General features: G+C 64.3%; 15 protein-coding genes. 5 read left to right on the forward strand and 10 right to left on the reverse strand.

The features are described from left to right. Both FJV41_RS34315 and FJV41_RS56930 read right to left on the reverse strand, forming a co-directional pair. On the reverse strand, positions 1-1,471 hold a 1,471-nt coding region (locus FJV41_RS34315; protein ID WP_141646823.1), incomplete at its 3' end, for a HEAT repeat domain-containing protein. A 52-nt stretch (positions 1,472-1,523) separates the two neighbouring features. Continuing rightward, complete coding sequence (locus FJV41_RS56930; RefSeq protein ID WP_246137599.1) at positions 1,524-1,913, reverse strand: RDD family protein; 390 nt, start codon at positions 1,911-1,913, stop codon at positions 1,524-1,526. A gap of 423 nt (positions 1,914-2,336) precedes the next feature. On the opposite strand from FJV41_RS56930, the gene FJV41_RS34325 reads away from it, so the two are divergent. From FJV41_RS34325 to FJV41_RS34335, 3 genes are all read left to right on the forward strand, one after another. Next, a complete protein-coding gene (locus FJV41_RS34325; protein WP_141646825.1) occupies positions 2,337-2,939 on the forward strand; it encodes an imm11 family protein in 603 nt (200 codons plus the stop codon). A 574-nt stretch (positions 2,940-3,513) separates the two neighbouring features. After that, positions 3,514-4,935, forward strand: a complete 1,422-nt coding sequence (gene nhaA, locus FJV41_RS34330; RefSeq protein ID WP_141646826.1) for a Na+/H+ antiporter NhaA — start codon at positions 3,514-3,516, stop codon at positions 4,933-4,935. Positions 4,936-5,432: 497 nt separating this feature from the next. After that, positions 5,433-6,704 carry a glycosyltransferase gene (locus FJV41_RS34335; RefSeq protein ID WP_141646827.1) on the forward strand — a complete coding sequence of 424 codons (1,272 nt, stop codon included), beginning with the start codon at positions 5,433-5,435 and terminating at the stop codon, positions 6,702-6,704. 242 nt (positions 6,705-6,946) lie between these two features. Here the strand turns inward: FJV41_RS34335 and FJV41_RS34340 are convergent, their stop codons facing one another. From FJV41_RS34340 to FJV41_RS34355, 4 genes are all read right to left on the reverse strand, one after another. Beyond that, a complete protein-coding gene (locus tag FJV41_RS34340) occupies positions 6,947-7,318 on the reverse strand; it encodes a hypothetical protein (RefSeq protein ID WP_141646828.1) in 372 nt (123 codons plus the stop codon). Between the two features lie 87 nt (positions 7,319-7,405). Beyond that, positions 7,406-7,768, reverse strand: coding sequence for a hypothetical protein (locus tag FJV41_RS34345; RefSeq protein WP_141646829.1), 363 nt, complete (start codon positions 7,766-7,768; stop codon positions 7,406-7,408). A gap of 213 nt (positions 7,769-7,981) precedes the next feature. Then, positions 7,982-8,809 (reverse strand): trypsin-like serine peptidase, encoded by an 828-nt coding sequence (locus FJV41_RS34350; protein WP_141646830.1) that lies wholly within the window; start codon positions 8,807-8,809, stop codon positions 7,982-7,984. Positions 8,810-9,023: 214 nt separating this feature from the next. Next, positions 9,024-10,739, reverse strand: a complete 1,716-nt coding sequence (locus tag FJV41_RS34355) for a hypothetical protein (RefSeq protein WP_141646831.1) — start codon at positions 10,737-10,739, stop codon at positions 9,024-9,026. A gap of 3,473 nt (positions 10,740-14,212) precedes the next feature. On the opposite strand from FJV41_RS34355, the gene FJV41_RS54710 reads away from it, so the two are divergent. Together FJV41_RS54710 and FJV41_RS34360 are read left to right on the forward strand one after the other, a co-directional pair. Then, positions 14,213-14,335 (forward strand): hypothetical protein, encoded by a 123-nt coding sequence (locus tag FJV41_RS54710; protein ID WP_281291532.1) that lies wholly within the window; start codon positions 14,213-14,215, stop codon positions 14,333-14,335. Between the two features lie 395 nt (positions 14,336-14,730). After that, entirely contained in the window at positions 14,731-16,113 is a 1,383-nt protein-coding gene (locus tag FJV41_RS34360; RefSeq protein ID WP_141646832.1) for a hypothetical protein, read from the forward strand. 645 nt (positions 16,114-16,758) lie between these two features. Here the strand turns inward: FJV41_RS34360 and FJV41_RS34365 are convergent. The 4 genes from FJV41_RS34365 to FJV41_RS34380 form a co-directional block, all read right to left on the reverse strand. Beyond that, complete coding sequence (locus tag FJV41_RS34365; RefSeq protein ID WP_141646833.1) at positions 16,759-17,694, reverse strand: hypothetical protein; 936 nt, start codon at positions 17,692-17,694, stop codon at positions 16,759-16,761. Positions 17,695-17,993: 299 nt separating this feature from the next. Next, positions 17,994-18,407, reverse strand: coding sequence for a hypothetical protein (locus tag FJV41_RS34370; RefSeq protein ID WP_141646834.1), 414 nt, complete (start codon positions 18,405-18,407; stop codon positions 17,994-17,996). A gap of 460 nt (positions 18,408-18,867) precedes the next feature. After that, positions 18,868-20,202 (reverse strand): hypothetical protein, encoded by a 1,335-nt coding sequence (locus tag FJV41_RS34375; RefSeq protein WP_141646835.1) that lies wholly within the window; start codon positions 20,200-20,202, stop codon positions 18,868-18,870. Further along, positions 20,199-22,550, reverse strand: a complete 2,352-nt coding sequence (locus FJV41_RS34380; protein ID WP_181791129.1) for a hypothetical protein — start codon at positions 22,548-22,550, stop codon at positions 20,199-20,201. The genes FJV41_RS34375 and FJV41_RS34380 overlap by 4 nt, the downstream gene beginning before the upstream one ends. Positions 22,551-22,706 lie beyond the last annotated feature (156 nt).

Below are 22,706 nucleotides of genomic sequence, written 5' to 3' on the forward strand. Positions count from 1 at the left end.
AAGCCTCTCCCATGGCCTCGAGGACGGACGCTGAGTCCGCGTCAGGTACATCCGCACAGGGCCCCTCTCGCGAGGGCGCCCTCGGCTTGTCCCAGTGCAACTGGGTGGACGTGGGGCCCTGGCACATTCCCCACTCCGAGCCGCGCCCTGGAAGGACACTGGCGGGCTCGGAAGGCGCCGCAGGCCGCACCTCCTCCCCAGAGAGAGCCTGCAGGGCCCACCTCGCGTGGCTCCGCGCCACGGGGGAAGCATGCGTCGTCAGCACCTGTTGGAACAGCGGCTCCATCTCTTCTGCATGGGCCCTGAAGGCGTAGCTGCCCAACGCCCGGACCGCCGCAGCCTGGACTTCGCTGTGCGGCTCGTACACCGCCTGGCGCAGTGCCTCGAGGGCAACTGGGTCGCCCAGCCGTCCAAGGGCCTCCGCCGCCCGTGCGCGCTCCCACCCCTCTCTCCCCGTGGCCAGGACGCGCAGCAGCGGCTCCATCGCGGCTGGACGTGCCACCGGCCCCAGGGACGCGAGGCTCGTGAGGGCTCGCGCACGGCACTCAGGCGCGGCGAGCTGCCGGAGGACCTCGGGCACCGCAGCGGGGTTGTCGAAGGCCACCAGCGACTGCAGCGCCACGGGCGTGAGGCGCACGTCCGCCCGCTGGAGCGCCTGGATCACCTCGGGGGCCGCCTCCCGCCCCTCGCGCTCGTAGGCGGCCAACACCGACGCCACGTAGGCCGCTCGCGGGGTGCATCCGTCGAAAACAGTCTCACAGCCAGGCGCTGAGACTGCCGGACAGAATGTCCCTGGCGGGCGCCGGAGCGTGGGCTCCGCCAGCTCCCGCGCGAGGAGCGCCCGCAGGCGAGGAACGAAAGTCTCCGTGTGCGTGACGGCGCGCCGGGCGAGCACGTAGCGCACCCGCACCAGTTCCTCCCGGCTCGACTCTGGATTCTCCAGCACCTCCATCAGCACCGGAGCCAAGGTCGGCCCGAGGTGCTCCAACGTCGATGTGGGCGACTTCAGGAGGTTTCGCACAATGGCTGGCGCTGCTCGCGCCTCGTCGAGCGAGGAGAGCGCGTGCAAGGCCATCCCATCGGGCTCCCGTTCATACGCAGCGAGGAGCGCAGGTACTGCCCGCCTGGCCTTCTCTTCCATCGCCGCCAGCGCCCGTGCCGCACCGCCGCGGACGCGACGGTCCGCGTGGCGGAGCAGCGGAACCAACCGGGGGACGACGTCCTCCCCTTCGCGCCCCAGCTTCCAGGCGGCGCACTCCTGCTCCGGCGGAAGCCATCGCTCTCCGGTGTCTGGACCGTGGACTTCCTGCAGCAGCGCAAGGCACGCATCAGGCCCCTGGCAGCAGCCCTCCCACGTCATGACGTCGTCCCGCTTCCATGTCTGCCGGGCACACCCCAGCGACAGCGCCACCACCGCGTACACGAGCCCAGCCAGCCAGCGGGGGTACCCCGACTTCACCTTTCCCTCCATGTCATCGCCTCTCATTCTCCCTTCGGTGTGAAGGGACTCCGAACGCAACGCTTCAGCCAGTCACGAGCCGCGCAGTGAATGAGCGCTGCGCTCGAGGCGCCTTCACGACGCGGGTGCCGGCCACCCAGTCGTGGAGACACCGCCGGTCCTCGCCAGCGATGAAGAGCACGTCCGCCAAGCCGAACCACCCGCAGTAGCCGCAGAGCGCCAGCGGGAGCACGTTCCTCAGCAGGGCGATTCGCCACACCTCTGCCGGACGACCATCTCGTCGGACGACGCGGAGCCCCAGGAGCCTCTTGCCGAGGCTCGCCCCCGTGCCCCGAATCAGGCTCGCCTGTATAAGCAACACGAGGAGCGCCGGGGCGTAGACCACTGGCGCGTTCATCGCCTCCTCGTCCGGAATGGCCAGGCACCGGAGCACACCCAGCAACAGGGACGGCAAGAGGAGCGCGGCACCATCAACAAGGCTTGCCGCGAGCCGGGCCCTGCGCGTCGCGAGTTCAGGAGCGGCATGAACGCACTTGAAGCATCGGCCCGCCCAGGACAACGCGCAGAAGGCACAGACGAAGGTGCCGCAACGAGTACATGCACCGTCAGCGGAGAAGCCTGAATGCTCGAAGCACTGGGCTTCCGAAATCGATTCAACGGCCTCGCGGAAGTCGGACATGGGGGGCCGCAGCACAGCTACGCCCGCCCGAAGGCAGCAACTTACTTCGGCGAGAAAGCTCCCCTTGGGAGCCAAACTTAACCCAACAGATCAAGTCACCGAACCCACCACATCAAGCTCCGTACCGCTGAATTGCTTGACGCAAGTCACGGCGGCAAGCTCGATGGATTCGACGAGCCACACGAGCCACACGCCGACATGCAGAACGACTACTTCATGCTCATGGGCGATTCGCTCAACCAATGGATGACGCGCGAAGGTCCGCCCCCCGAGAAGCAACTCGTAGGAGTAAACTGGCGACAGCGCCCTGTCTTCGTGGCGAACCCCATCAAACTGCGCATCCGTACGGGAGTGCTCCCGAAAGAACCCTTCCCTGCCTATGAGGGCTCCTGTACGCCCCTGCTCTCCGCCCAGGCCAAGTCCCTCCTTGAGCCTCTTGCCATCAGCCACCTTCAGTTTCTCCCGGCGGACGTCTCCTTCGAGAGCGGGGAAGTCCAGAGGTTCTGGTGGCTCCATGTCTGTCGCTCGATTTATTGCGTCGACAAGAAGCGCACGAAGGGCCTCTTCTACTCACCCCGGGAGATGTTGGCGATTGGCAAGCTCGTGCTCGATGAGCACGCGCTCGCAGCCATTCCCCTGGAGAGACGGCTCATCTTCCGACTGGGCGAACTCCTCTACACCATCCTCCTCCACTCGTCCCTGGTGGACCAGCTTCGAGGATGGGAGGCAGAGGGGTTCAAGTTCATGCCTGTCGCGGCGTGGTACCACCCAGACTTCATCGAGGACTACCACGGCCCGTGAGTCCACTGGCTGGGCACATATGCCCCGCAAGGCGTGGCCGCTACATCCCACGTGCGTCCCGGAAGTGTGCGAGGCGCGCGCGGGCATCATCAGCTTGGTGCGTCCGCCGAGGCGACTTCTCTCCTTTACACAGGGGGGCCCCTTCTCCTGCCCGCGCCTGCGCACGTGCCATCGCCATCCACCCTGGCGAGCGAGGGCTCGTGGCAACCCTTTTCCATAGTGGTGGACGTAGCACTTGTCCTCCATAAGAAGAGGGCGAGGCCAAGCCAGATGCCCTGCACCAGAGGTACGTCCGCCCAGTTCATTGCGGAGGCACCCAAGCGCATGGCAGAGAAGCTGCCGGGCGATTGCCGCGCGATTCCTCCTTCGAGGAGGAAACAGCACGCAACGAGCGTGTACGCAGCGCGAAGGTGGACTCGTACCACGGCTGCGCTGGACACATTTCATCGACCTCAGATGCGACCTGTGCGATTGTGTCCGCGAGTCTCGAAGCAAGGGTGCAGCGAGCATCGCTGCAGGACAGTGGGTGGTCGGGCCGCCATCCGAATCGGCATAGAGCCGAGACGGATAGAGCATGTCGACCACTTACCCACCGAAGTCCAGCATCCTTCCGCCCTCGCCACCCGAAGCCTGGGAGCCACTGCTCCGCATTGCGCGGCTCGCGGGCCGCCCACTCGAACGATTCCTTCGTATCGAGGCAGCGAGTGGAATCCTGCTCCTTGTTTCAGCGGCCATTGCGCTTGTATGGGCGAACTCTCCGTGGGCGGAAAGCTATGTCCACCTCTGGCATACACCCATCGGACTTCGCATTGGCACGTTCGCCTTCGAGCGTCCGCTCGAGTGGTTCGTCAATGACGGTTTGATGGTCATCTTCTTCTTCGTGGTGGGGATGGAGATCCGCCGCGAAGTCCATCACGGCGAACTTTCCGAGTGGCGCCGCGCCGCGCTGCCTGCTGCTGCAGCGCTTGGAGGAATGCTCGCACCGGCAGCCCTCTACCTCGTCATTGCTGGAGCGCCCGAAACCCGTTCCGGCTGGGGCGTTCCGATGGCGACCGACATCGCCTTCGCACTCGGCATCCTAACGCTGCTCGGCAAGCGTATTCCTGCCGCGCTTCGAGTGCTCCTCCTTGCCCTCGCCGTCATCGACGACCTTGGGGCCATTGTCGTCATCGCAATCTTCTATTCCTCAGGAGTTGCGCTCTCGGGACTACTCGTAGCCGCCCTCGGCTTTGGTGGCGTGTTCGCGATGCAGCGTCTCGGCGTGAGAACGAAGCTGGCGTACGTCGCTCCAGCGCTCCTGGCATGGGCTGGCATCTATGCCGCAGGAATTCACCCAACGATTGCCGGTGTCCTCATCGGGCTCATGACACCCGTGCGTGCGTGGCTCGGGTCCGATGGCTTCCTCGTAGGCGTTCGCAGGGAGCTTGAGCACCTCACTCAGGTCCCTCCTGGCACACTGACGTCGCACGAACTGGCTGAGACGCTTCGCCATGTCGACACCGCGCGCCGTGAAGCCATGGCCCCCTCGGAGAGCCTTATCGAAACCCTTCATCCCTGGGTCGCGTTCGGCATCATGCCGGTGTTTGCGCTCGCCAACGCAGGGGTTCATGTTTCGGGCGGTTCTCTCGACGCGTCCTCGTGGAGCGTGGCTATCGCTGTTGCGATCGGCCTCGTCGTCGGCAAGCCGCTGGGCGTACTCCTCGCGATTTGGGCGACGCTGCGGCTGCGTATTGGGACGCTTCCAGCGGGCATGACACCGCGTCATCTCATCGTGCTCGGAATCGTCGCCGGCGTTGGATTCACGATGGCGCTGTTCATCGCGCAACTCGCCTTCAAAGACGCGAGCCTGCTCTCGGCAGCCAAGCTTGGTATCCTAGCGGCAAGCGCTTGCTCCGCCGTCCTGGGGCTGATTCTCGGCCGCGTGCTGCTCTCGCCATCCACTCCGGCTGGCGCCGCGCAGAGCGCGGATGAGGCGGAGAGTTCGACCGCGATGTGACGAGGCTGGGCAAAAGTCGGGGGCTCGAAAAGGCTCGCAGGCGGAAGTCAGCGCCGCAGTATCCTCATCTGCCCGCCCAGTTCGGGGCGGCGATAGGTCGAGAGTCGCTCGGATGACCCGCAGATGGGGCTCGCCAGCGTGTAGGAGAGCGGGCGGGCAGGGCCACGTGCCTTGCCAGCCCTGAAACCGGTCTCTGTGTCTTGGGGGCGGAGATGCCCCAGCGTTTCAACGACCCACCTGTCGCTCACACCACGCCGTGCCACCTCCGGGAGCAACGGCCACGCTACAGCCGAGCGGCCCCCCGCCCAGCACCAGCCCACGCGCGGCCTCTGCTCGGGCGGCAGGGTTCCCGTAGCGTGGAGCACCACGGCATGAGACACTGGCCACACATCTCGAAGGGTGTGCGTCGCGCTCCTGGCACGCACAGGTTTCTCGGTGGTCGGGCCGCCACCTGGCCGCGGTTGTTGCTGCGGACAAGCTCCTGAGTGGGGGGTTCCATGCGCGTGCTCATTTCTACCTACGGTACCCGAGGTGATGTCCAACCCTTCGTCGCGCTCGCCAAGGCCCTGAAGGCGCATGGCCATGTCGTGGCGCTCTGCACACCTACCGGCTTCCGAGGCATGGTGGAGCGCCACGACATTCCATACGCGCATATGGACAATGCAGTGCTGGAGCTGACGGAGGCGGTTCTAAGCGCCACCACGCGTGCCGAGCAGCGGCGGCTGTTCAAGGGGTTCGGTGCCATCATCCGTGCAGGCCTGGATGACGAGTGGCGAGCGGCGCGGGAACTCGAGCCGGACGTGCTCGTGTACCACTCCAAGGCGCTCGGCAGTCACCACATCGCGGAGAAGCTCGGGGCCGCCGAGTTGCTGGCGATGCCGCTGCCGCTGACTCCAACGCGCGAGTTCCCGGTGCCGATAGTCCCGAGTTTCCGACTCGGCGGTTGGCTCAACGCGCTCAGCTACCGAGTCGTTTCCTTGGCCAACGCGGTTTGGGCCGGCGCAACCAACGACTTCCGGGTAAAGACACTGGGCCTCGCGCCGCTCTCACGCTTCGCGGACCCGATGAAGAAGGCCGATGGCTCCGCGGTGCCGGCACTGTACGCGTTCAGCGAGCATCTGCTGCCACGTCCCACCGACTGGCCTCCCCAGGCGCAAGTGACGGGCTGCTGGTTCCTCGATGAGGCCGACCGATGGACTCCTCCCGCAGCGCTGCAGGCGTTCCTCGAAGCGGGGCCGCCGCCCGTCTACGTGGGCTTCGGCAGCATGGGCGCGGCGCATGCCGATTCTCGTGCCGCCACCGTCCTGAAGGCCGTGGCGTTGACCGGCGAACGCGCGGTGCTGGCCACGGGCTGGGGAGGCATGAAAGCACACGAGCTCCCACCCAATGTATTCATGCTGGAGTCCGCGCCGCATGACTGGCTGTTCCCTCGAATGAGCGCGGTGGTGCATCACGGCGGGGCCGGCTCCACGATGGCGGGCTTGCGCGCGGGCAAGCCCACTGTCATCTGCCCCTTTCTTGGCGACCAGCCCTTCTGGGGGCACATGATTCTCCGCGCGGGCGTAGGGCCACAGCCAATACCGCAGAAGTCGCTCACAGCCGAACAGCTCGTGGATGCCATCCGCACGGCACTGTCTCCGCCGGTACGGGCTCAGGCCGCGGCGGTCGGTGAACGCATCCGAGCAGAGGACGGAGTCGCGCGCGCCGTCCAGCTCATCGAGCAGGAGCATTCGAGGTGGAGCCACCGTCATGCGCGACTTGATGCGTGAGCGTGGATGCCTCGGACACGCGGCCCGCCACGTCCCTGCACCAGCCCCAAACCCGGTCGCCTCGGCGTTGGCGCGTCAAGGCTGCGGCAAACCGCGCGTCAAGGCGAGTGAGAGAGGCGCGCAGGGCCCCACTCTGGCCGCCAGTTCCTCCGCGACCGCCTGCGGGGCACTGGCGGAGAGGAGCGGCACTTCGGCCAAGCGGGGAGCCAGCTTGGCAAGGAGGTCCGAAATCAGCGTCAGGCTCATGGCCACGCCAGGTCGATGTGGAGAAGCGGGTCCGCGGGCATCTCCGCCTTCGCGGCCCGTGCCGCGCGGAAGGCCTCGTCCATCACGCCGATGTCCGGGGCCGCGCGCGCCTGGCCGTCCAGCCAGTAGCAGCTCTCCGTCTCCGCACGAAGGTGACGCTGCACCCAGCCGGCGAGCATCGGCATCTGCTCCTCAACGTTGGAGTGTGGCAGCTTCGCACCGCGCGCCAGCATCACGCTGAGGAGGTCATGGACGGCACTCGCGCGGACAGCCCGCGCATAGGCGAGCTGCTTGTCGCTGACGGCCTTGAGGGGCGGCACCTCCAGCCTGTCCACGGTGAGGACCACGTGCGGAAGGACGACGTGCACGCAGCCCGCCTCGAGCTGGTCCGCGAGCGCGTGAGCCGCATCACGCCGCTGGGCCGCGCGTGCGGCCCGGGCCGAGGTGATGCCGAATCACTCTTCCAGGACATGGAGCGTGGGCCCCGTCGTGCGCGGCACCGGCTCGTCCACCCCGAGGACACTGGTGTGGAGGGCGCCATCCTCTTCCGTCACCTCGACATAGGCGTCCCGAGCACGCCGCGCACTCGCGACACTTCGCACGCGGTACAGCCCCGGCGTGGTCACCCGCACCGTGGCCGTGCCGCTGCCCTGGCGATTGAGGTCCGCCGTCCCACGCAGCCATCGCACGCGCCACTCAGCGCCCGCGGGCTGGAGCTCAGCGACGCCGCCCCGCCGCTCGTGAACGAAGACCTCCACCGTCAGCTCCCGCCGGCCGTCTGCCTCCTGCTCCACATCCTGCGTCAGCCGCATCCGCATGGAGGGCCTCCTCTGACAGCAGTAGGCGTCGGGCGCGCGGGCGGGGCAATCACCCAAGGGAGGTATGCGTCAGCGATGAACGCGGGCACTCCCTACCCCAAGTTCGGTCGCTGCGTCATGAGTGCGTCAACGCCACCATCGACAGTGCGTCAAGGCAAGCGAGCGAGGCGCGCCGCAGAAGCCAAGCACACGTATCCGTGAGACTTCGAATCGCTATCGCAAGACAAGCCGTTCTGCGGACTTAAAGAGTCCTGGCACCGAGCGCTCGATCAAACTGCGCACGCCGCCCCACCGAATTACATTAATGTACCAAACGGTATGACGGTCCAAGTACGACACCTGCACTCCAGCAAGGAGCGGGCGATAGCGGTTGCCGTCGTCAAAAACTCGCCAAACAGGAGCCCCGCTAATTCCAAACAGTTGTGGGTGAACGGCCTTCTGCCCATCAAATGTGCCGAATTCATTCCTGTATAGCGGAAAGCGAATCCTCGTCTTTCTGTCGAACTCGTCACCGACCGGCATCGGCTCGGCCTGGGCTGTGAAGCGAAACTTGTCACCTGCCAATTCACGTTCCGCCCGCACACTATACTCAGCCGGCCAGCCGGCCACGTGGTACCAGGGATATTCGCTTTCTGACTCATCTGGCGCAAGGTCAGCCATGGTGACTGGCTTCCAGCGGGCATTGACAATATTCGGCGACTCTAGCCTGAGAATCGCCACATCGTACTCGTCCGAGATACTCCATTTCCCACCCAAAGGCACCATTGCATCGTTGATGCCAGGCACCAACAGAATGGATTCTGGTGGCTTGGTCTTCTTCTTGTCTCCTACAGAAAAGAACTCACCCACAACGTGGGCAGCCGTAACTAAGAACCACTCAATTTCGCATCGAAAGAACCACCCGGTCCCCACTAGCCGAGAAAGGCCTTCAGGTTGCCGGGCGGCCAGTGGAACGGAATAGTCATCCCCAAGCCTCCTAAGTTCCCCCTCAACGCTTCTCAGTAGTTCAAGATGCCCATCAGTACCCGATAGCTTCGTCATACCACCCCCTGAACTCGCTCACTGCTTTATGAGCGTACCAAGAACACGCAGCTAGTGCTTCGAGGCACGGGAGCGAGGCGCGCTGAAAACGTCGTCAGCTCGGCCTGTCTGCCGAGGCCACAGCCTCCCTGACATTTGGGGTCAGGGAGCACCACGCCGCGTGATTTCACGCCGACGTAGAGCGCGCCCATGGCGCACTCGCAAAAAAGTGCGCTCAGGGGTCGAGAAACTCGGCCGTCTCGCTGTCTTCATGCTCGGCCTCGAACTCATAGCGTTCTGCGAGAGCTTGAGCCACTGCAGCCGCATGTGAGAACCCTTTCTCGCGAAGTGCGTCCGCGTCCTTGCGGAACCCATTAGCGAGGTCACGCTCCTGCGTCCCACCATCCAGGGGGCTCCGCCTTACAGCTCCACGCAGCTCGCGCTTCGCCCTGAACAGGTAGCGTCCAAAACTTGGGTGCACCCCTTCTTCGAGAAATCTGCGGGCCGGGCCACAAGGCCAGATGCCGTCTGCACTTTGCCCCCGGGCCAGAACGCATGCGAGTTCTGACCAAGCCATGTCTTGCAGCTCTTTCACCCGAAGTTCCGCAGCCACATCACGACACCAGCGCTCAACTAATTCGTCCCGGTCCCCCGGCGAAGTCGCCGTCTCCCCCGGAATCCCTTGCCACTTGCGAAGAATTAGATCCCCAGCTTGTCTCCGAAGACGACTCAAAGACCTTTGCTGCTCGTTGTCCTCCACCTCAACGTCGGCATAATGATAGGCCATGGAAACAGCTTCGGCGAAGAGAGCCGGTGTTTCGCCAAGCGCACGAAAGAGGCGCGGTGCTCCTCCAAAATGGTCGAGAAGCGGCAGGAAAAAGGCCTCAACTCGAATGACGCGAACAAGGTCCTCGTTTTCCGGCTGCGCCAAGAGAGCGAGCGCACAACTGATACGGTAGCCGACGCTCCCTCCATCACCGATGACCTCGAGAATGTCCGAACTGCGCATGGACCTCTCCAGCACATCAAGGACCAACGGTGAAGGAGGGAGGGCGTCGCTCTTTCGGTTCCACTTGCTCAGCACCTCGAGGGCTAAGGCAGGGCGCTGAGCCGCAACGAGGTGTCGAATCGCACGAAGACGCTCGTCTTCTGTGAGGTCAGAATAGAGGTGCGGAAGCCGGCACCAGTACATTTCGACCAATCCATCCCCCACCGTATCCAGCACGTCCCAAAGTACATGGCCTGGAATGAGATGCGAGGCAGCCCAAGCTGCCTCATCTTCACGACCACTGCACACCAGGGTTTTCAACACCTGCGTCAGCCAAGAGGCACCGGCGACATTGTTCTTCGCAGCGATGAAGCCGCCAACCAAGTCTCGGCGTGCCTCTCCTGCAGCTAATTCTAGGCCGAGCAGGCCCGCTTCGATAGCGTCATCGCCAATTTCGCCAAGTGCAAATCCGAGCAAGACCGGAGCGGGCACCTCATGAAGAAGGCGAGATAGCCCTCCCACAACGTCGCGACCTCCAAGAAGTGGCTGAAGAGCCATGCGGCGAAGCTGCGAGTATTGGGAGGCCTCTTCGTGCCATTCAAGTTGAGCCACGTCCGGTGATTTGGGATCATAAGCGAAGAGCCATGCGACGCGCCGTATCGGATCCTCCGGTTCCAATGACTGGTAAACCTGCCTCGCCCGAGCCAACTCCTCAGTCAACTGTCGCTTCCCGTACTTGACTCCCAACAAAACGTGCACAAGAAGCTCGCGTGCAGCCCTCCACGCGAGCCCTGCCTCGTCGCGACTACGGATGGCCGAGGCACGCTTTAGCATTGCTTCCAGAACAGGTGCGCCAACCTCTGCAGGCCACCTGCCCACCACCTTGAGGATGTCGGCCCATCGGTCCGGCAGTTCCTCTGCGTGGGTGAGGATAAAGTCTCGGACTCCGGCCATCACTTCCACGTCAAGCACCACCCTCTTGGGTGGGCGTGGCGATGGTGGCTCCGGCAGGAACGCTGGCCGGTACGCAGGAGTGAGCCATCCGTTAAGTGGAGTCGGAATCAGGTCAAGCCCCACCTTCCACGCCACCGCAGGTGCGACAGCCCAGAGGCTCACGAGGACGTCAAGACGTTCACGAGTTGGAGCGAACGTCTGCGGCCAAAGCGGGAACAGAAGTGCCCGAAGGCTTGGCAGCGGACGGTTCGATAGAGGCCCCCCTGGGTCAACAGCAGCAAGCCTAGCTAGAGCATGAGCAACACGACGTAATCGTGTCGACTCCCAGCCGAGCGTCTCAAGGGCCCACAAGAGCTGAACATGCGGGCTTGAGCCAAGGCCGCCCTGCTCTACCGCGAAAAGCGCCGCCACACCCTGGTCCCCGCTGACTATGCTTCCTTCCACGGCATCAAGGAATGCGTCCGGTGCAGCCTCAGCCAATACCGGCAACTCGAGGGCCACCGCTGCCCAGCGTCGCCAAGGTGCCGAAAGAACCCGGCGTACCACCGAGGCCACCAAGGTACGCCGTTCAACAGGCCGGACCAACATGTCGTGGAGTGAAGACGTTGCGACGAAAGCCAAGGAGCCCGCAAGTCCCGCGCGCAGCATGGGAGAGTGGCGCCGCCCCTCCCCTTTCACTGCAAGCAAAAGCCGTTCTGCCAGACTAGCCCCAGCCTCAGGGTCGTTCTCTTCGAACGCTTCACAGGATACGTCCGCTAGGCCTCGAAGATGCCCAGCGGTGAGGTGCCTTCCAAGAAGTGACCAGGCGTCATGAGCGGAGCGCCACGTCCACGCCCCAGTCTTGCGCCGCAGGGCTCCGGCGACCTCGAGGGACGCGCAGTAGGCATCCACCTCATTGGCGGTTCGTCCCGAAATGCGCTCAACGAGGGCACGATCCCCAGGTGCCTCAGGATTCCATGCGCCAACGAGCAGCATCGCCCGCATCTCAGGGGAAACAAGGCTTGAGGCCCAGTCAGGACGAGCGGGACGTCCGAGAGCCCGCTGGAGAGCACCCACACTGCCGCCGGAGGCCCAGGCTACGCGGTGCGCCCTACCCGGCTCCAGTACCCGTTCCATCAGGGCGACAAGCGTTGTGCGCTCAATTGGAAGGAGTTCGACGTACTCCCGTCCCACCAGCCGCTCACCTCGTCCGAATGCGATGAGCAGATGGTGCGCGCCCGTCGAGCTAGTTCGGCTCTCAGCATCGGGGAAGGCCGCGAGGAGAATGAGGGGCTGTGAGGTGGGCATGGTCAGAAGCCACTCAAGGGCCTCTGGGTTACGTGCAACCACCACACGACTCTTGAGGCTTTCGTCTGCGCCCCCCTCCATCAAGGCTGCAGCGGCGAAGTGCAGCGCTTCCTCGTGACTCTCCCCACGCACAGGCAAAATGGATGGGGCCGCTCGTGCCCATGCGCGAATCTGAGAGACGGCTTCGTCACGTCCGACCAGCAGTGTGGCTGGTGGAAGTGATGGCTTCGTCCATCCGCTCCATACAGCCAACAACGCTTGCGGGTCGGCTATCTGGCCAATAGGACGGTCCAGTGCCTCGCATGAAAACCAAGCAGCAACGGATGGGCTACATTCAAGCCAGCGAGCAAGGTCATCGGCGTCGAGAGCCCTGACCTCTCTCCAGCCCCCTTCTGCCTGCTTTTTCTTGGCCCATGCATTCTTAGCTGACCAGTGCCTAGACGTGAGCGCCACATATGCGGTGGCAGCCGGATTCACCTCCAGTGGCGACTCCGTTCGCTTCGAATAGTCCTCGGTTGCCTTGTCCCCAGGCCTCGCATTTACGGACAACTCCCAGACCGCAAGCCCCATAGGGGCATCAAGCACAGTCTCACCAATGTCCGTGATGCCATCGTAGCCCGCGAATCGGACCCCCGTGTCGCCGCGGAAATGGATCCGGCCGCCGAGAGGAAGCTGTGCACTGAGCAGGCGGCGAACGAGGACCGGGAGCTGCGACTCTGCCTTAGGCTTGTCTGACCACGCATCCAGGTCCTGGCCGGTGATGCGCAATGCGGATGGAACCATCCCCTATACTTATCCAACCCTCCCTCACCGTGCCACACGTCCCCCCCTCCTATGTCAAGATGCGAATTGCGACGGGGACAGGTTGGACACGAGGTCCTTGACCCTCGTGCCGGCATAGCCAGGGCGGAATCGCCTCCCGCCTCCAATCGCCGTCTGGGGTACGGCCCGCCGTCGCCCCAGCGGGACGTCTCCGCTCACCCCAACTTGGGGGCGAGGCTCAAGTACGCGGCATGCTGGTGCGCACAGGTTGGACTCGGCCGTCCAACTCACGTTCAAACTCCCGAGGCGCTGGGGAAGCAACGGGCGAGGGCCAGGCCGAGTTGGGCGCCTGCCCCCGGTCGAGCGACGGCGACCCATGCCGCGCCAGTTCGTCCTTGCCGCGGAGCAGGGAGGAGCAGCCTCGACCCGTGACGTTGGATAAGGAGCCCGCTTGGCCCTCAGGGGTGATGCTCGCCATGTCCGGCCCAGCCAGAGTTGCAACGGCCCGAGATACAGCCGCTGCAGGCAGGGTGTCCCTCGCAAGGCCCCCAGCGCACGGCCTCGAGCAAGACCCCACCGGATTGCGGGGTCAGCATCGCTTCAGCCAAGGGTCTCACTGGAGGAGCGAACACCCAGGAGGTGGTGGCGACAGTCCACAGTGTAGCATGAGCTACTACAAAGCCCGCCCTCTCACCCGTGCGTTGCTCACCCACACCCTCCCCTACTGAGGGGTGCTGGACGCCATGCCCAATCCGCGAGACTCGAGGAAGCAGCCCCAGAGAAGTTCGCGGACACTCAATCGGAGCCCGAATTTTCCCGGTTTCGCGTAACCCCAGGATGCTTCTCGTATTTTCCGTCGCAGTCTCTGGAGAGAGTGCCAAGAGCGAGTTCGCGCAGGGCTTCATTCGGGGAGCTGATTGAAAGGGCCTGCAAACCGGCAGTGCCCTTTCGGTTAACACGAGTCTCGCGATGGATTGCGCTAGGCACTCGTGCTTAAGCCCCTGAATTACAAGGGTTTTCACCCTACGACGATTCAGAGAACACGCTCTACGCTCTGCGGCTCAGAACGCGATTGCCCATGCATTCGGCCGCGGATTGGGCTTTCTGGGGCTCTCTTCCGCCCAATCTGGGGAGAGAGGAACCGAGAGCGGTTAACAGGCGCTGTTAACCGTTGGGGCAGCGGTTAACACAATTCCCTGAGAGTCCAATTTCTCCACTCTAGGGTTTCCAGGAGGGCCGCTCTCTCCGCTCTCCGGTTTTGCCCCTCACATGCTTTGCAGGCTTTCGAAGGGGAAACGCAAAGCGGGCATGTCGTAGGTCGGCGTAACAGGTCCTCCGGAGTTCGGCCGAATCGGTCCACTCAGGCGTCCCGCCGACAGGCCTCTTCCCTTCCCCGTGGAAAGGGAAGAGGCCTGAATAACCGGAGAGTGGAGATGGACCAACTGCAGGAACTGGTGCGGCTGCACCGCCGCCTGGGCACGCCCGCGCGGCAAGTGGCCCCGGTGCTGCGCATGGGCGTGGACGTGGAGCGCAGCCACCGGCGCGTGCTGGAGTGACATACCCTGCGGTTCTCGGACCAGCTTCTTCTTGGGTCGGGACGGGGGCATCAACGGCGCCACACGCAGCCAAAAGGCATCGGAATCGAGCTCATGGCCCGTGCCCCTCAAGCAGAGAATGCCACTTGCACTTGGCTGGCCCTGCCCCGACCTTCGTTAAATGCTGTAAGCTGCAGCATGCCAGCGCCTCGACCTCTCACGAGAGGGGACCGACCTACAAGGAGATTGCCCACCTTCTGGGTATTGGAATGGCCACTGTCAGCCGGATGATGCAACTGCACCGAGCGACTGATAGCCTCGCTCCCGACTCCTTAGGGCCTGCAAGACAGCCACCAAATTCGAACGAAGTCTCGGTGAGGCGCTCGGGTGTCGCCGCAAAATGCAAAGGAGAGGCTGTGCACGAGATTGTCGACCTCATTGATCGGCACTTCAGTTTTCTGAAGACTCAGCGGATTCCACATCTGCTCCCGCGCTTACGACGAACGATGGATATGCTTGGTGCAGAGCCTCGTATCCGGACTCTATTGGAGGAGGAGCGACGTGCATTAGAGCGCCTTCACGAGGATTTTGACCGCAGAACCCAGACCGTAGTTGAGGTTCTCAAGCAAATTCGGAAACGCTTTGTGGAACTCGTGCCAGAGGTGGACGACGCATCACAGCCTCGCCCTGTGGATTTCGCGTCGAACAGTGACCCTTGGTTTCGTACCTTCGCTGCCTTCGATGCCAAGCTGAATCCGTCGTCGCCTCTAAACGTGCTTGCGGGACGCCCCAACATCGGCGACCGGACACAAGCGGCACAACTCCTTTGGATTCTGACGCAGAAGCTCAATGAGTCACGACATGCTCGACAGGGCGAACTCGGCGATGAGATGGAGCAGCTCGCGGCCGAGATCAATCAGCAGGGCAATGATCAGGTCGAGCGATGGCGAGACTACCGGGATTCGGTCGTTGCTGCGCCTGGAGCCGACCTTGCATTCCTCGAATACACACTGCGCGCCATCGGATCGAATCAGGTCACACAACTAACCAATTTAGAGGAGAGGACGCTGAGCATGACCGGCCGACGTTCTCTCGGCACTGCCATACTGGAACCCGCCCTCTCTGGCGAAGACTCCTCGGATGAAGGAAGGCGGAGGGCAGAACGTTTCGAGGAGATGCTTCGCCAAGCACTCGAATCCCTGCACCATGGACTTCGCCTTCGCGTTGGGACGGTCCGCTCTCGCTTGGTCGTTTTCGAGCGCTTCAAGACTAGATGTGAGATGCACGATCGAGAGAGGCTGCTTGGTCTTGCGAAGCTACGGTCGGGGGAAACAGAGGAACCACAGTCCTCATCACAGCATCATCCACGAACGAAGCCCGAGCAGAGGTTGACAGAGGAGTTAGCCAGATATCTCTATGACAACGGACTCAACCCGCTGACTGAGGTCCCCATCGGCAATGCGAGAGCAGACGTACTCAGCGCGGACCGCCTCTACGTGGAAGCGAAACAGTACATAGAGGGAAACCCAGCAAACTACATACTCAAGGGAGTAAGCCAGACTGCACACATGGTCGAGCGACTGAGCAGTACAGCCTATCGTCTTGATGAGGCATTCCTGGTGGTCTTTCGCCGGGGTGGAAAGAGACTCGTAATGCAGTCTCCAGTAACGATGGGAACCTGGGTGCTCCACTGCGTCGTCGTCGACCTGGGCGAGGCGAGCGAATCGGGCAACCGGGCGCCTGAGGCCATTGAGCTGACCGCAGACAAGATTCGCTCCGCCGCCCTCACGTCACCGTAACGCGGAACGCTCGCCTGGGGAAAAGTTGAACTTCGGACGGCGGCCCCTGCGCCTTCAGACAGCCTCGCACGGCGCGGAGGGCTGTCCCACGGAGATGACGAGTCAACCGGGCGGAACCTCGCTCAGACACCGCAGCGGTGGGAGGCCCTTTACCCAGGTTTGGGGCTGGGTGGCAGCAGACTGCTGGGCGTGGTGACCTGCCCTGCGGTTTTCGGACCACCTGAAGCTTGAGAGGATGCCGTCTCCGGACACCACGGAGGCAGGCAGTATGTTACCGCGCAAGCTCTTTGATGGCTCCACGGCGTTCCATGGACCGGCTCGTTGATGGGCACCTCCAGCAAGCGCGCGAAACCACTGGAGTCCATCACGGGCGCGCGCGGCCGGGTGTCACCGCCGATGATGGCCGCATCTTGAGGCGATTCCCCTTGGGGAATCGACGGTTGCAGCTTGAGCCGGAGCACGAGGCGGCTCAAGGCTGCCCGGAGGGCACCGCCGCCAGGCGGCCGTAGGGCCTTGAACCGACTCGGGATTCCGGCGTCCATCATCCAGTCGGCTCAAGCGACCCTCAGCATACGTGCGCGGCAACACCAACCCATCCCGGCCGGCACCTCTCTCGTAATCAGCGGCCCGAAGGATCCAGGCAGGTCAAGGCCACGGGGGGCGTGAGTAGTCTTTTCGAAAGACGGGGGTATCCGCATAGGTAATGGCCAGGCCCAGCTTTGTCATGTCGATGGCCCTCCGGAGCGTCGAACCCTCGCCAAGCGCATTGACACCTACCGCCCACTCGTCCGTGAGGCGAATGCGGGCAGTCAACGCGTAGCTCGCGCGATTCCGGTCCGTGTTTCCCAACCGCTCCAAGGAGCGCACGCACTCCAGCCGCAGAGTTCCCATCCTCCCCGCAAGACCGAGCGACACCCCCCCATCCAGCCACTTCTCCATCCGCGAACCAGGCGCGGGCCGGTCGTAAAGGGCTCGCCCCTGAAGCGCCAGTTCGATGTCGGAAGTCGACAGCAAGGCATAGCTCAAGGCAGCGAAACCTCGCTGTATGGCGATGCCGTCCCCCTGTTGCATGTTAAGGCCCGGAGTCACCCAGCGCCCCCCCAGCGAGAGAAACAGCGCGTTGGTTGTCTCTCGAGCCTTCTTCGCGCAGCGCTCCATTTCATTTTCAACGGTCCTGAGAATCTGCCTGTTGGCCTCTTCATTCCGCTGAAGGGTCAGCTCGCTCCGGGCCCGCCATGACTCCTCACTTTCATCCGCCTTTTTCGGCTCTAGCGGTTCGGGCCGGACCGACATGGCACCGCTCACAGACGGACTAGTGGTGGCGGCATTCAGACACTGACTATACACCGGGCCGTAGATGCTGCGCTCCCCGAGCAACTCCGCCGAGACCCCTGCGCCGATAGTGCCGAATCGGCCGGACTCGTACTCTACACCCTCGAACGGAGTCCCGGGCACCGCCACCAGCGTGACCGCTGTGTCCTGCAGGATGCGGTCTGCCATCCTCACTCGCGCGTTCACATATTGCTGATAGACCTGCGAGTATCCCTTGGCGATGAGGTACGGGTTGAACTGGAGCGCCACGGAGGTGCTCCCCCCTTGAAATGGTGCGCCCAGGCTCCGGAGTGAGGCCTGAAGAGAGGTAGGATTGGCGGGATGGATGATTTCCCCAGCGGCCGTGGGATCCAGCCCCGCCGCTGTCTCAGAGCCCCCACGGAGTTGCCCCGGAAAATCGAGCGTCGCGGTGCCACCATCCGGAATCTGCGCAGGCCTCAGCCATGGAGAGCCAGCATCATCCGAAGCCACGCCCCCATCCAGAGTCTGGGCCCAGCCCCATTTCGGCAGTAGAAACACCACCCCAACCCAAAACCAGAGACGCCCGCTCATTCGTCAATCCACCAAGTGAGATCGATGATGCCAGAGTGGCTGCCCGCGTCGAGCTTGAACTCGTCCCACAATTCCTCCCTAATATTCGCGTCGGGTAGGACCAGCCGTCCCTTTAAGATGAAGTCGGCACCGGCGTTACTCGGCTGGACGACGAGGGCGCTGACCTGCACGTACGAGCGCCCCTGCTGGGAGCCGAGGACCCCTGCCGGCTGCAGGGGTACATGGCAAGCTCCCACCAGCAGCACCGGCGGGTCCAAGAAGTTCTTGCGGTCGCCAATACCTATCCGCCCGCGAGCGTACAGCGTCAGGCTTGCACCATTGGGCGCCCCAGTGGGAGCGTCAATCTCCACCCGCGCATTGCCACGCAGGTTGAGAGGCACCTTGAGTAAACTCCAAACCTTGTCCGGCATGCATCCCCCTGGCTAGACGCCTGTCAGGCTCTGTCCACAGGCGATAAGAACCTTCCGGATATCAACAAGTCAAGACAGCCGACTAGCAGTGAAGCTCAACAGGCGAGCAACACAGGTCCAACCGGCACCGCCGTTCATCTCAAGAAAGTCCCAGTCCTTTCCGCAGGTTGCGAAGCGCTGGTGATGACTGCAAGCCGTTGCCAAACGGCTATGCCTCTCCAAGATTCGGTCGCTGCGTCCTGGGTGAGTCACTACCGCATCAGGTAGTGCGCCAAGGTGAGTGAGCGAGGCGCCAGTGCGGCCGTCATCATGACATGGCCCGTTGATAGAACCCCAGCAGCCGAGGGGCATCTGGGGCATACTCGCTGACTTCCTGTACGAGCTCCCGCCGCACCCATCCTGCGCGACGACCTGCGCCCCCTCCGATGCGGCATGGCAAGCGAGGGGCGGCAACTCCGTGTCAGGGCCGGTACCGCTCCGCCTCATGGAAGAACTGAGTGAGCGAGTATTCCAGCAGCGACTGGCGGGACTGCATGTACCGGCGGGCCCGGAGGAAGGGCAGCCAGACGCGCTTGCCAACGCGCACCTGGGACTCTTCCATCTTCTGCCTCAGCACCCACGTGCCTCCCAATCGCCGCACCAGCACGTCCCCCAGGTAGGCCCCCAGCGCCGGTATCGTGTGTCCGTCGAGGACGTCGCGCGTGTAGCGCTCGGGGAAATGGGTCTTCCAGAAGTGGAAGTCGAGGTCCGTCAGCGACTCAGGCGTCTCCTTCATGATGGAGGGCACATCCGTGTGAAGCACAGCCACGAGACCCTCGGACAAGTCTCCGTAGGATTCGAGGACGCGCTCCGGATTCGCAACGTCCGAGGGATGGGCGACAGGGAGCCACTCTTCCGGCACGGGCGGCCGAAAGGCATTGAGTTCGGCAATCTTCCGCTGCCGCTCGCAAATGGCGAACTCGTCCGGAAGCCGAGTTAGGAGCGGCGCCACGTCGGGGTGGAAGCGCGGCTCGACGGGTACGAGTGCGGCGCTGCGCTCCCTCAGCGTGCGCAGCACCGTGTCGAAGTCGAGGTCCGGCCGGAGGTGGACATGGGCTCGGGCCTGCGCCACGCGCGCTTCCTCACTCGCAAACTCGGCGGCAGTGGGCCAGAGCACCAGGAGGATAGAGCCATTGGGAAGCTCCTCTACGAGATGCGCAGGCGTCGAAAGCATCCGCTCGCGACCTACGCTCTCTATGAGCTTGGGGCCAAAGACGTTCAGCCAGCACAACTCATAGATCTTGTCGAACCCATCCCGCTTCCACGTCTCATCGTCGCGACCGAAGGCGGGAGACGCTGTTAGCCCTCGGTCGGCAAGGCTGTGCGCTGAGGAATAACCCGAAGGATACCGGGAGGCCCAAGCACGGGCCGCAGCTACAAAGCTGCGGTTAGTCTCCACCTCGGAAAAGAATGAGAGCGGTTGAATGCTGATGTTGATGCGCAAGCTGGCCTGTTCGTCCATCGGTCCGAGATTGAGCACCAACGACACACTGGGGTTCTCCGACCGGAAGAGCCCAATGATCGTTCCATAGTCCGCGCGCCGCTCCTCCAGCGCGCGCCACACAGCTTCCCTAGAGTATTTCCGCTTGCGGCTAGTTTTGACGAAACTCGGCATCCACCCGCCAGCGCATTGTTCAAGCGCATCAAGGAGCGGTGCCACTTCGCTCTCCAGCCCGTTCCTCGGGTCGTAGGCTCCAGTAAAGGAGAAGTGCAGGCTATCCACCTTGCTCAAGTCGCGCAGCGTCGGCACTTTCATTGAGACAGCACCTCCACGCCCTTAACGGCGCTCTTCGCCGCATCCACCGCGTTGTCCCACATCACGCGTTCCTTGGGCAGAAGCTCCTGCCCCTCATAGACAAGGCGAACTCGCTTCACATTCGCCTGCTGTCGCATACCATCCCGAAGAATTTTCAGCGTTCCACCGTAGTACTTCATCGCGTTGCTAGCATCCGTATTCACCTGTACCTCCAGCACCTCCCCATCCAGGCGACTGAGGTTTCGGCTCTTGAAGCTGAACGCCTCCACCCGAGGTGGCTGGCCCGGTGGGGGGCGCTCCTCGATGACGAGGACGTCGGCGTACCGGAGGTCCACCTTCGACACGCCCACGTGCGTCTCGATGCGCGGCTGTTCGAAGTCGCCGAGCCACCGCCGCTGTGCGCGGGGCAACGCAGCGTCCGCCTCCAGGATGGCGATCATGGTCCGCTCGAAAGCCATGCCCCGAGCATAGTAGGCGCGCATCCCCCCGTAGCCCTCCCACTTCAGGGGGCCCTTGACGGCGTCACCGTCCCGAATCTCCTTCAGCCGCCTCTGGCGGTAGGCGACGTACTCCTGCCAGAGCGGAGCCCCCTTCTCGACTCCCGGCGGCGGCTCGTTCAGCTTGGGCGCCATCTCCTTCAGCAGCTTCACGTCCTTCGGGAGACGGGGTCCCGAGGACTCCAGCTCCGCCTGGAACAGCTTGGCCCTCGCGGACTCCTTTGCGCCGACCTTGGCGTCCTGCGCGAAGAGGTCCAGGTTGACGTACCGGTTCCCGCTTGCGCCCCGTGAAGCCGCGGGCTGCGCGGACTCGCGACTCGCGCCGCCTCTCGTCGCCGCAGCCCCGGAGGACTCGCGACTGGCCGCCTGCGCCTCCGCAGCGGCCACCTCGGCGTTCTGCTCGAAGAGGTCCAGGTTGACGGGCCGCTTCCCCGCAGAGCCCCTGGTGGCTACGGACTGGGCGGGCTCGCGGCTCGCCGCCTCCATCAGCACTGCCTGCGCCTTCGCGGGGTTTCCGCGCGCCTCGTACAGCGCCAGCAGGCCCGCCTCGCCCCACTCGGCTGCCACCAGCGCGCCCTCGCGGCTCGCCTGGAGGTAGCGCAGCAAATCGCGCGCGGCGGTGATGCCGAGCTGCTCCTCCAGGCGCGCCATCAGCATCTTCATGCCGGCCACGTCGAGCGCCGGCATCTGGAGCCTCCGCAGCCCGCCGCGCGACTCCACCAGGGCCCGAGCGCCCTTGCCCCCGGCGTACACCGCCACCACCAGCGCGGCCGGCGCCAGTTCGCGCGTGGCCTGCTCGTACTTGCCCTGCGCCAGCGAGTACGCCCCGTGCCCCGTGCCTACCGCCAGGTGGTAGAAGCCCACTGGCACACCGAAGGTCAGGTGGTCGAAGGCTCCCGCCGAGAGGCTTCCCGGCGAGTAGTGCCTCTCCATCAACGCCTTCTCCACCTCGTCGATGGCAGCTTGGTAGGGCGACGGCATCTGCCCACGCATCGCCATGAGCTCCGTGTACCGGGCCTCACCGCTCACCAAGGTGCTGGAGAGCATGTCCCGGCCCGCACGCCCCAACCCGCGCAGCACGTCGCGGCCCTTCTCCCCCCGCTCCGGGAAGCCTTCCAGCGCCAGGCCCCGCCGCTTCAGCTCCTCGCGGACGGCAGCCATGGCGCCCAGCGTCTCGCCCAGTTGCTTGTCACGAGCGAGCCGCTGCACCACCTCGCGCAACTCGTCATCGAAGGCCGCGTGGAGGACGAAGAGGGCGAACACCTCCGCATACGGCACGCCGTACTTCTCCACCGACGTGACGATGAAGTCGGCGCGCTTGCGACTGAGGACGGCCGAGGCTTGTTCGTCCAAGGGCCCCAGTGCGCCCAGGCGGACCGCGTCCCAGGGATAGAGGGACTGCACCACCGCGCCCATGTCCCCCACCCCTCGCTGCATGGCCACGAACTCCGCAGGCGAGGCACACGCCAGGAAGGGCGCCAGCACCTCCCGGCTTTGGGTCAGGCGGGGCCAGCCCGGAGGCAGGGCCTTGCCGCCACAAGCGAAGGCCCCGCCCCCGCCGTTCGCGCCGCGCGCTCCCTCCTCGTGGACGACCCTGCCGATGACTCCACGTCGAAAGCCCATCGGCCCCGGCTCTGGCGTCCCATCCGCGGAGCCCGACGTCTCCCCCTGGTACACACCCGTCGCCGCACTCCTCGCCGCACGAGAGGGCACGGAGAGGGGACTGAAGGCCAGGACGGCCCCACGGCCTGCCTGGCCCGGCCTCGCCGGCAACGAGGCGCACCCAGAGGCCAGGAGGGCCACCACCAGCGCGAGGCCAAGCCCGCCGCGCCAAGGCCGCTCAGCGCGCATTGTCCACCCCCAGCCCCACGGAGGCGAAGGCGCCTGGCCGCAGTGTCCCTTCCGCCGTCGGGAAGAGCAGCGTGCCCCCCTGCCCCACCGCGTACAGCTTCCCGCCCAGGAAGCGCCACCGCGCGTCACCCGAGGCGAGGTAGCGCGCTCCCAGTC

This window comes from Myxococcus llanfairpwllgwyngyllgogerychwyrndrobwllllantysiliogogogochensis, from assembly GCF_006636215.1.
Taxonomy (GTDB): Bacteria; Myxococcota; Myxococcia; order Myxococcales; family Myxococcaceae; genus Myxococcus; species Myxococcus llanfairpwllgwyngyllgogerychwyrndrobwllllantysiliogogogochensis.